The following is a 9,754-nucleotide window of genomic DNA, read 5'->3' on the forward strand; positions in this document are numbered from 1 at the left end:
ACGGCGTAGGTCCTCGTCGTGTGCCCGGGCCCCGGGCGGCGCACACGGGGGCGTGACGGTCAACCGGGGCCGTAGTACACCTCGCGCGCCTCATCATGACCGGTCACCGCGACCACGCCGAGGTGCGGCAAGGGCAGCACTGGGCGCGCAGGTCGTCGAAGTAGGGACAGGGATCCTCGACGAGTGACGTGTCGTTGAAGAAGTCGATGGCCGTCCAGTCGGTCATCGCTTCGGCCTTCCAGGCTCGTGGCGGAACCCGTCCGTATCTGACGAGCGACCCAATGATCCATATCTGGGCCCGGACAGAACGCCAGCTAGTCGTGGAGCCGGCGGAACAGCTCGGCGTTGCTCGCGGGAGGGTTGTCGCGGAGGTCGGCCCAGGCGTCGAGGATGTCCTGGGCTCCTTGGATCGTCCGTACACACAATGAGCACACATCGACCCTGTCGGGCGACCGTGCCGACCCCCAGCGCCGTCGCCGATATATCGGTATCGTAGTTGCTGTGCGTAGCCGTTCTCGGGTAACTGATCCACAACTGGACCGGCGTTCGCCGCATCTGCCGCCGGCGCGGTAGAGGCGGACCTCAACGAGCACCTCGGCCACCCGACGGCGGTGACAGGCGGTCCGTGGGGGCTCGTGCACCTCTTACAGGCGCAGCCGCTGGGAGGGTCGTCAGGGTGCGTCGGGGCGATCGCTTTCCGGTTCGGTCGGGGTCTGCTCGTGGGGCTGGATGTCCCCGGTCACGATGCGGTTCGCGAGATCGGACACGGTCAGCCCGCGGGCGAACGCGTCGGCGCGCAGCCGCGCGAGTGCCTCGACCGCGCCGACGCGGCGTTCGACCATGACGATGCCGACCGCCCGGTGCACCTCGATTCGGGGCCGCAACGCCCCCATCTGGGCCGGGGCGGGATCGTCGGGAAGGGTTTGCGCGGCGAGCAGCGCCGCGGCCTGGGTGGCGTTCAGTGCGTCCGCGAGTGTGGCGGCTGTGAGCGGGCCCGGCACGAACCGGAACAGCTCCAACGCTCCGAGCCGGGCCAAGCCGAGCATCATCGGCAACGCGAAGATCCCCCGGACGCCGGTCGGAGCCGCCGCGGCGCCCAGCGTCGGCCACCGTCGCCCGACCGGACCCCCCAAATCGGACAGCAACACCGGGCGCCCCGAGCGCACCGCGTCCCACCACGGCCCCTCGCCCACACGGGCCTGCAGCCGGTCCAGCGTGGCGGCCGTCGCGTCGCTGGCCGCCGAGGCAGCCCGGTTGACCGCGTCTGCTGACACTGCCACGGCTACCCCGTCGACCGGTAGTCGCACTTTGACGACCCCACACAGACATTCCAAGGCCGCGCAGCAGCGTTGCGGGTCCGCGACCACGTCACGGAGCAGATCCCGGAACCAGCCCGAATCGCGCACAGCCGCTCGCCTCCCCGACAGGCGCTAGACCATCACGACACATCGTGTCACGTCGGATCTATCACGCTGGAGGCAATCCTCGCGCTCTGTGGGCGTCGACAGCGATCGGCAGGTCCAGGGCCCACCGGCCGGCCGGCACCGACTCGGCCACCGTGGCCGCGGCGATGAACTCGGGCATGTCGTCGGCGCAGTCGTCGGGTGGGGCGCCGACGAGTAGTCGGTCGACCCGTGGCCTGAGCCCGAACGAGTCCACCCCTAGATGCCCGAGGCGGGTTCGGCCATCGGCCGTCAGCTGCTTGTTCGCCACCGCCGTTCGATATCCGGCGGATCCGTGGCCCAGATCGACCCCGCAACGAGGCCGCGAATCGGCTCTTTCCCAATCCATCTGCGAGCTATGTTTGTAGGCGCAGTCTCGGTGTCGGTGGCGGCCCCCCGACGTCATCGACACCGAGACTCGCAAGATGCAGTCCGCATCGTGGGGATAGTTATTCGGCCACGCTCCCGGTGAACGGTGATGCTCGCTCCCCGGTTAGTCGTAGCTCCATCACGCATATCTACATCGAAGTAAATTCTGGTGAGCTGCGGGGCGAACTCCGGCAGGCCACCCAGCGAGCCGACTTCCGTTGATGCGTAGGTGTCGCCAGTAGTCCGCTCCGTGGGGCGGGCGCCGCGCGCTGGGTAAATCGCCTGAGATCAGCCGGTCCCGGATTGCGTGGCGCGTGGCCGGCGGGGAGTGTCGGTGTGTGTCGGGGGACGGCCGCGTCAGGCTGCGTTTCGTACTGCCCGCACTCGCCGTGCTCGTGGTTGCCCTCGCGGCGATCGTGTGGAATGTGTCCTCGGTGGCGCGGTTCGCGGGTAGCACATCCGCCGCGTTCTGGGTATTCGCGGTGCTCGCTCTGCTTGTCGACGCGCCGCTCGTCGCCGTCCAGAACGACCGCGTCCAGATGCAGTCATCACTGTCCGTGGGAATCTGTCTCGGTATCTTCCTGCTGTGGGGCGAGGGTCAGGCGATCGCGGTACAGACCCTTGTCGGTGCCGCGAACACCATCGGCCAACGCTATGTGCTCTTCGGCAGCCTTTTCGCCACTGCTCGTTTCGTCGTCGCTTTCGCGGCGGTCGGGATACTCGCCGATCTGGCCAGCCCGCATCCGACGTTCGACCTCGGTGTCACGGCGCTGACCGGGCCTGATGTCGCGTGGATCCTGGAACTGGCAGCGCTGTGGACAGCTGTGAGTTACGCGCTGCTGCTCGCCGGCCCGCTCGTCGTCGCGAGCCTCGCGCAGACGGTCGAGCCCGCGGTCGACGATCTTCTCGTCAGCGTGACGTCGGTGTTCTTCGTCCCGCTCCTGCTCGTCGCGCTCCCAGGCTGGTGGGCGCTGGTCGCCGCGGCCCCGCTGTTCGCGATCAGCCTGTCCACCCGGCTCCGTATCCGCCACGAACAGCGCCTGCATCGCGACCCGGTGACCGGGCTGTGCAACCGCGCCGGCCTGACCGTCCAGATCGACGCGATCACGGCCAACGACAGGGTCCGTGTCCGTCCGTTCGCGCTCGCCACCATCCGCTCGACCAACCCGGTCCTCGACATCAGCCGAACCCTCGGCCGGGACGTCTACGAAAAGATCCTGCGGGAACTCGCCACCCGGCTGCGCGCCTCTTATAGCGACAGCACCGTCGCGCACCTCTCGGGAGAGGCCTTCGTCCTACTCCTACCCGACACCACCACGATCCGTGCCGTCGAGACCGCGACGCAGGCGGCTGCGGCGCTGTCCACCCCGATGGTCGTGGACGGTCTGCCGTTCCGGTTCGACTGCGCCGCCGGCGTCGCCTTCTCGCCCCACCACGGCCGAGACCCCGACGGCCTGCTCCTGAAAGCAGACCTCGCCCTCGACAACGCCTGCCAGCAGGACCGGGCCGTCGCGCTGTTCGCGCCCAGCGCCGCCACCGTGACCCGCCGCCGAACCACGCTGATCAGCGAGCTCTACGCAACCCTGACCGACCCCCGCCGCCACGGCGAGATCGCCCTGCACTACCAGCCCCAAGTCGAGCTGAGCACCGGCCTGCTCGCCGGCGCCGAGGCACTCGTCCGCTGGACACACCCGACCTGGGGGCCGCTGCCTCCCGAGGAGTTCATCGACGCGGCCGAGACCAGCGAGGTGATCCACCTGCTGACCCGACACGTCGTCCACGCCGCCGCCGCCCAGATGCGCCAGTGGAACGACGACGGCTTCCCGATCCGCGTCGCCGTGAACGCCAGCGCACAGGACCTGGGCGACCCGACCTTCGCCGACGACGTCGCCACCACCCTGCGCGCCCACGGCATCCACCCCTCCCAGCTCACCATCGAGATCACCGAACGCACGTTCCTCGCCGACAGCGTCCGCATGACCCGCGCCGCCGCCCGCGTCGCCGGCATCGGCGTCGTCCTCTCGCTCGACGACTTCGGCACCGGCTACGCCTCGATGCAGCAGCTACGACTCCTGCCCCTCGGCGAGGTGAAAATCGACCGGTCCTACGTCAGCGACATGCTGACGAACCGCTCCGCCCGCGCCATCGTCACCAGCGTCCACCAGCTCTGCGCCGCCCTCGGCCTGACCTTCCTCGCCGAAGGCGTCGAAGACGAGCGCACCGCTGCCGTCCTCGCGCAGCTCCCCGGAACCGTCGGCCAGGGCTGGTACCACGGCCAGCCCATGCCACCCGCCGACCTCTACCACCAGTGGCACCACCGCCAAGCCCCTCTGCATCACCCCAACCGACCCGCGAGATGACCTCCCCCGGCGGCACAGGCTCGGCGATCATGGCGTCGGCGCGGGCCGTGCTCGCTCCGACGGCCCTGGATCTCGCTCCGCCGGCTGGCCGCGAGCCGTCACGGTCGCCGAGCGCCAGGCCAGCCACGAACCCGAACACGATCGGGGCCACTGCGGCTGACTCGTGTTCAGCGGAGCGCCCGACTCGTCGGCGTCTCGGCCGGTCAGCGCCGACGATCCACAGTCCGCCGAGCCCCAGACATCCCCATCGCGGGGATGTCCGGGGCTCCTTTGTGCCAGAGCAGATTTCGCGGCTGGGTCAGGTGGCTTCGGCGAGGTAGAGGGTGGCGACCGCGATCGCGAGGCCGCCGAGGGTCAGTTGCAGGGCGGTGTTGGGGAGTTTGGGCTGGAGTCGTGCGCCGAGGTAGCCGCCGGTGAGGCCGCCTACGCCGCAGGCAAGGCCGAGCGCCCAGTGGGGGGAGATGTTGCCCGGGGTCGTGAGGGCCAGAACGGCGTAGGTCGCGGCTCCGGCGATCGAGGTGACGAAGGTGGAGGCCAAGGTGGCGGGCGCGACCGTGGCGACGGGCATGCCGCGGCCGACGAGGATCGGGCCGAGGATCGATCCGCCTCCGATGCCGTAGACGCCGCCGACGAAGCCGACGGCTAGTGCCAGCAGTGTGACGGCTCGGGACCCGACGGGCGGCCGTTCGCGTCGGCGGGGGGACCGCAACGTGCGGGCACACAGCCAGACGCCGAGGGGCAGCAGCAGGCAGGCCAGCAGCACATGGAACAGGGCGGCTCCTGGTGCGTAGCGGACTCGTACGACCGCGCCGAGCACGACGCCGGGCAGCGTGCCCGCGATCATCCGGCGGACGAGCGCACCGCCGAGCTGCTTCTGCTGGTGGTAGCGCAGTAACGATCCCGGTGTGGCGATCACGTTGTAGAGCAGGTTCGTCGGGGTCACCGCCGGGCTCGGGACGGACAGCAGATCGAGCTGCACTGGCAGCAGGAACACCGCGCCCGAGACCCCGACCGGCGCCGTCACCGTCGCGAGCACCAGACCGGCCACGAACCCGGACACGATTGTTGTCAAACCGGCTGACTCCTCTTGAAACGGACCCGACCGAGTCGTCCGCGTCTCGGCACTCCGTCACCGACCCTTCCACGGTCCGGCGAACAGTGGCTGTCTCGGAGGCGTCGCGCCGCCGGGTCCGACAGGTGTGTCCCGTACCCGAGGGAGAGCAGCGGATCGCGCACGTAGGCGGCGCAGCCCGCCGGCCCGCACCGCTGGGCGGCCGGTGGCATGCGCGATGGTGGGAGCGCGCGAGCCGAGGAGGCGCTGCACGGGCAACAACACGGGCCGCTCGCTCGCGGCCGGGCGACACCTCCGCCCCCGGGCCGCTGGGCGCCCGCCCGTCGGCCAGACCCGGCCGGTGACCGGGGTGGCATTGACGACGGACAGGCGTGCTCTCGCGAGCGGTAGCTACGACGAAACCATTCGGCTCTGGGACGCGGGCGGCGTTTCAAGATCGGGTCTTGCTCGCTCTAGCTAGGCCTGCGGTGACCTCGCACATCTCCCCGATTGCTACCTAGAGTGCCCAATCGGTGCTGTTGGGTCATCTTCGTGGGCGTTGGTGGTCGCGTGCGGGGAACGGGCATTGGAGAGCGGCGGCCGGCCAGGGCGGGCGTCAGCATGCTCGGGAGGCGGGAGCGTATGGGCGACGGCGTGCCCGTCGGACTGCTGGGTGATGGTCGAGGGGCGAGGTGGTTCGGCTTCGGGGTCGTCGCGTATGCGCTGGTGATGGCGGCCTGTGTGGTCGTGCTGCCACCGGCGGCGCAGGACGTGGTGGTGCGGTACACCGGCTCGGTCTCGCTGGGGGTGTCGTGCTGGGTATGCGTCATGACGGCCCGGCGATGGCGTGGCGTGGAGCGGTGGTGGCGTGCGTTGATGGCCGCGACGCTGTTGGGTGGCGTGGCGGTCAGCGCGTTGCAGTTGCTGGGCTATCCACGGTCGACCCGGACGCTCGTGGAGCCAGACGGTCTGGCCGCGCTGGTGGTGCTGGCGTGGCTGGCCGCGCTGGTCGGCTTGCTGCTCTACCCGTCGGACCCGTTCGACGTGGCGATCCGCGGCCGGCAGGGACAGCGCGGCCCGCGCCTGCACCTGATCACCACTTTGGACGGGCTGCTGGTGGCCGCGGCCGTGTCGTTGCTGGCCTGGATTCTCGTCCTGCGGGGGGCGGCCCGCGCGGACACCGATGCGTCGATCTTGCTGTTCTACTTCTCGACGACCGCGGTCGGGACGGCGCTCGTCGTCGTGGTCTTCCTGCTCGCGGCGTTCCGCCGGCCGCGGCGCCCCTGGGGCTTGGCGCTGCTGGGTATTGCGCAGGTCGCGTTCACGGTCTACTCCCTCGGGCAGGTCCGCGCGCAGATCGAGGGCCGGCCCGAGGATCTGGGCGTGGCCGATCTCGCGGTCGTCGTCGCGCCGCTGCTGGTCGCGTGGGCGACGTTGCTCCCACCGGTGACGATCACCGGCCGGGACGGGCGGATCGCGGCGGCCCATGGCCCGGTGCTGCGCCGTTGGTGGCATGTCCTGCTGCCGTATGTGCCGCTGGTCGCCGCGAGCGTCGTCACGCTGCTGGATCTGGACGCCGGACGTGGTCTGACCCCGGAGCTGTGGGCAATGCTGGGACTGCTGGTCCTCGCCCTGGCCCGGCAGCTGACCACGTTGACGGACAACGTGCGGCTCATCGCCCGCGTCGAACAGGACCAGATCACGCTGCGCCACCAGGCTTTTCACGATCCGCTGACGGGTCTGGCGAACCGGGCGCTGTTCAACGACAGGCTGGCCCAGGCGCTGGCGCGCCGAGCACGCTCACCGACCTCGATCGCGGTGCTGTTCTGCGACCTCGACAACTTCAAGCACGTCAACGACGCGCTCGGACACGCCGCCGGCGATGACCTGCTGTGCGCGACCGCCCGCCGGCTGCTCGGATCCGTCCGCGCCCGGGACACGGTCGCGCGGCTCGGTGGGGACGAGCTCGCGGTCCTGCTCGACGGGCAGACCGGCGACCCGGTCGCCGTGGGGCGCCGGCTCACGGACACCGTGTGCCGGCCGGTCAGCCTCGCCGGCGGCGATCACGCGGTGCGCGCCAGCGTCGGGCTCGTGGTAGCGGACCGGGACGCCGGCCCGGTGGCCGCCGAGACGCTGATCCACCGCGCCGATATCGCCATGTACGCGGCGAAAGCCGCAGGCACGGGCGGGCTGACGGTCTACGACCCGACCGCGATCGCGCCGGACAACACCTCGGCGCTGTACGCCGCGCTCGGCGCCGCCCTACGCGGCGACCCCGCCGGCGGGGAACTCGACGTCTACTACCGGCCCGTCGTCGCGCTGCCGGGTGGCGCGACCGTCGGGCAGCAGGCCCGGCTCACCTGGACCCACCCAACGTTCGGCACGGTCGAGCCAAGCGACATGCTGCCCACCACCCTCGCGGACGGTCTCGCGCCCACCCTGGAACAGCTGCTGCTGTCCCGCGCCTGCACCCACGCCGCCGACCACCACCACCGCACCGGCGAGCTCCTGCCCGTCCACGTCCCGGTCGCGGCCCGCCTGCTCGCCGACGAAACAATCATCGGCGAGATACGCGGGGCACTCGCGACGGCGGCGCTGGCCCCCCGGGCACTGGTAGTCCAGCTCCCCGCGACCACGAAGACCCGCGAGCTACACACGGCCGCTCCCAGGCTGCGCCACCTACGTCGCCTGGGCGTGCGGATCTCGCTCACCCAGCTGGGCGCACCCGACACCGCCCTCGACGCGCTGCACGTCCTGCCCCTCGACCTCGCCGTCCTCGACACACCCCTCACCCACCCACCCAGCAGCACTGAGGAAGGCCGCCGCGCGGACCTGGTGCTCACCGCCCTGCTCGACGTCCTACGCGGCCTCGGGGTCGCCCTCGCCGCCACCGTCGACGACGAACCCGCCGCCCACCGCGCCCACCAGCTCGGCTGCGCCTTCGCCACCGGCCCCCCGTTTGGCACCTGGCAACCCGACCCACACGACACCCGCGCGACCGGCCGCCGGTCTCCCGAGGCAGCACCTCGTCGCAGGTGACACGGGCCGTCCGCGCACCGCTGTGGCAAAGGCCGAGACCGCGTAGTCGGGTCGTCGTCTTCGGGTCTGGCATCGTGGAGAGCAGGACGCCGCCTCGTGCCAGCATCGGGAGAGTGATCGTGGGTTCTTCGCTCTACGCCGAGGTCGGTGGTCTGGACGGGCTGCGGCGGCTGTCCGCGGCGTTCTACGACCGGGTCCTGGCTGACGAACTGCTCGCACCCGTCTTCGCGGATTTCACGCCGACCCATCTCGATCACGTCGCGGTGTGGCTGGCGGAGGTGTTCGGCGGGCCGGCGGATTTCTCCGCGACGCTCGGTGGTCATCAGGCGCTGCTACGCAGCCACCTCGGCCTCGGTATCCGCGACGAGCATCGGCGGCGCTGGCTGGAGCTGATGGCGAACGCGATCAGCGAGGTCCTGCCCGGCCAACCCGAGCTCGCCACGACGCTGATGGCGTACTTCGAGTGGGGCACGGCCATCGCCCAGGACGTCTCACAGAACCCGGTCGGCGCCGATCTCGGCGAGCCCGGCCCCACCCCACGCTGGGGACACGACGGCCTCGTCCACTGACCCGGCCGGCACCGCGACCGTGTCCGGCGCGGTGCCGCTGGCAGCAGGAACCCGCGCTGACTGCCGGCCGGATTCCCTACGACGGGGGCTGTTCCCGTACGACGTCGCCTATCCGTACGCGGCAGGAGACAACTGCCGCTGGGTCCCTGCCCGCTACTGCTCCTGTCGGATGCTGGCGGCGTCGAGGCTGAACGAAAAGGGACGGGCTGGGAGTTCGACGTTCATCGCAGTCTCGACCGCGGAGAGCAGATCGTTGAGCCGGCCGCGGTGCAGGACGGCACCTGACGGAAGTGTCGCCCACCAGGCGGCCTCGTCTGGCGCGCGTCCGAACGGGACGACCGGCGGCTCGGGCATCGTGTAAGCGTAGCGGCTTCGGCACGCTGCGACTCGTGCAAGCGCCTGCTCCGCGATGGCCTGTGGCTGGGCGGCGGGCCCACCCTCCATGGCGGGTGCGGCAGCACGGCGCGGCGGCCGACGGCCGCCGCTGAAGCCGTACAGCAAGTTCGCGACGATCAAAGCCCGAGCGATTGTCCGATCCCAGATGATGCTTTACCGGCCTGGGTCGGCCTGTTCACGGGGCGGTCTGATGAAGGCGGTGGGCGAGGCCGGTGTAGCGGCGGCCCGCGGTGGCGGTGTGGACGGCGCGGCTGATCGCCTTGGTCGATCCGACGAGGACGACGAGCTTCTTTGCGCGGGTGATCGCGGTGTAGAGCAGGTTGCGTTGCAACATCATCCAGGCGCTCATCGTGACCGGGATGACAACGGCCGGGTATTCGCTGCCTTGGGAGCGGTGGATCGTCAGCGCGTACGCGTGGACGAGCTCATCAAGCTCGGTGAAGTCGTAGCCGATGGTCTCGCCTTCGTCGGTGCGCACGGTGAGGGTCTGCTCGACCGGGTCGAGGGCGGTGACGACGGCGAGGGTGC

The 9,754-nt window shown here is 70.6% G+C and carries 8 protein-coding genes and 1 pseudogene; 3 read left to right on the plus strand and 6 right to left on the minus strand.

The window, feature by feature from the left end:
• Window positions 1–74: 74 nt before the first annotated feature.
• The 3 genes and pseudogenes from I6A60_RS32910 to I6A60_RS32920 all read right to left on the minus strand — a co-directional run.
• Window positions 75–226: pseudogene (locus tag I6A60_RS32910) on the minus strand (cytochrome P450); the annotation flags it as partial.
• A 445-nt stretch (window positions 227–671) separates the two neighbouring features.
• Window positions 672–1,280, minus strand: a complete 609-nt coding sequence (locus tag I6A60_RS32915) for a GAF and ANTAR domain-containing protein (protein ID WP_203019169.1) — start codon at window positions 1,278–1,280, stop codon at window positions 672–674.
• 187 nt (window positions 1,281–1,467) lie between these two features.
• A complete protein-coding gene (locus I6A60_RS32920; RefSeq protein WP_203019167.1) occupies window positions 1,468–1,713 on the minus strand; it encodes a hypothetical protein in 246 nt (81 codons plus the stop codon).
• A 436-nt stretch (window positions 1,714–2,149) separates the two neighbouring features.
• Here I6A60_RS32920 and I6A60_RS32925 point away from each other — a divergent pair, with 436 nt between their 5' ends.
• Complete coding sequence (locus tag I6A60_RS32925; protein ID WP_203019165.1) at window positions 2,150–4,171, plus strand: bifunctional diguanylate cyclase/phosphodiesterase; 2,022 nt, start codon at window positions 2,150–2,152, stop codon at window positions 4,169–4,171.
• A 298-nt stretch (window positions 4,172–4,469) separates the two neighbouring features.
• Here the strand turns inward: I6A60_RS32925 and I6A60_RS32930 are convergent, their stop codons facing one another.
• A complete protein-coding gene (locus I6A60_RS32930) occupies window positions 4,470–5,243 on the minus strand; it encodes a sulfite exporter TauE/SafE family protein (protein ID WP_203019163.1) in 774 nt (257 codons plus the stop codon).
• A 633-nt stretch (window positions 5,244–5,876) separates the two neighbouring features.
• Between I6A60_RS32930 and I6A60_RS43765 the strand changes: the two genes are divergently transcribed.
• Together I6A60_RS43765 and I6A60_RS32940 are read left to right on the plus strand one after the other, a co-directional pair.
• A complete protein-coding gene (locus I6A60_RS43765) occupies window positions 5,877–8,261 on the plus strand; it encodes a diguanylate cyclase (RefSeq protein ID WP_203019161.1) in 2,385 nt (794 codons plus the stop codon).
• A gap of 119 nt (window positions 8,262–8,380) precedes the next feature.
• Window positions 8,381–8,830 carry a group II truncated hemoglobin gene (locus I6A60_RS32940; protein WP_203019157.1) on the plus strand — a complete coding sequence of 150 codons (450 nt, stop codon included), beginning with the start codon at window positions 8,381–8,383 and terminating at the stop codon, window positions 8,828–8,830.
• A 153-nt stretch (window positions 8,831–8,983) separates the two neighbouring features.
• Here I6A60_RS32940 and I6A60_RS32945 read toward each other — a convergent pair whose 3' ends face one another.
• The gene (locus I6A60_RS32945) at window positions 8,984–9,184 is read right to left on the minus strand and encodes a hypothetical protein (RefSeq protein ID WP_203019155.1); all 201 of its coding nucleotides are present in this window, start codon (window positions 9,182–9,184) and stop codon (window positions 8,984–8,986) included.
• 217 nt (window positions 9,185–9,401) lie between these two features.
• Window positions 9,402–9,754, minus strand: a 353-nt coding sequence (locus I6A60_RS32950; RefSeq protein ID WP_203042622.1) for an ATP-binding domain-containing protein, incomplete at its 5' end; no start/stop codon positions are given.

It is taken from the genome of Frankia sp. AgB1.9 (assembly GCF_016786355.1).
Lineage (GTDB): Bacteria > Actinomycetota > Actinomycetes > Frankiales > Frankiaceae > Pseudofrankia.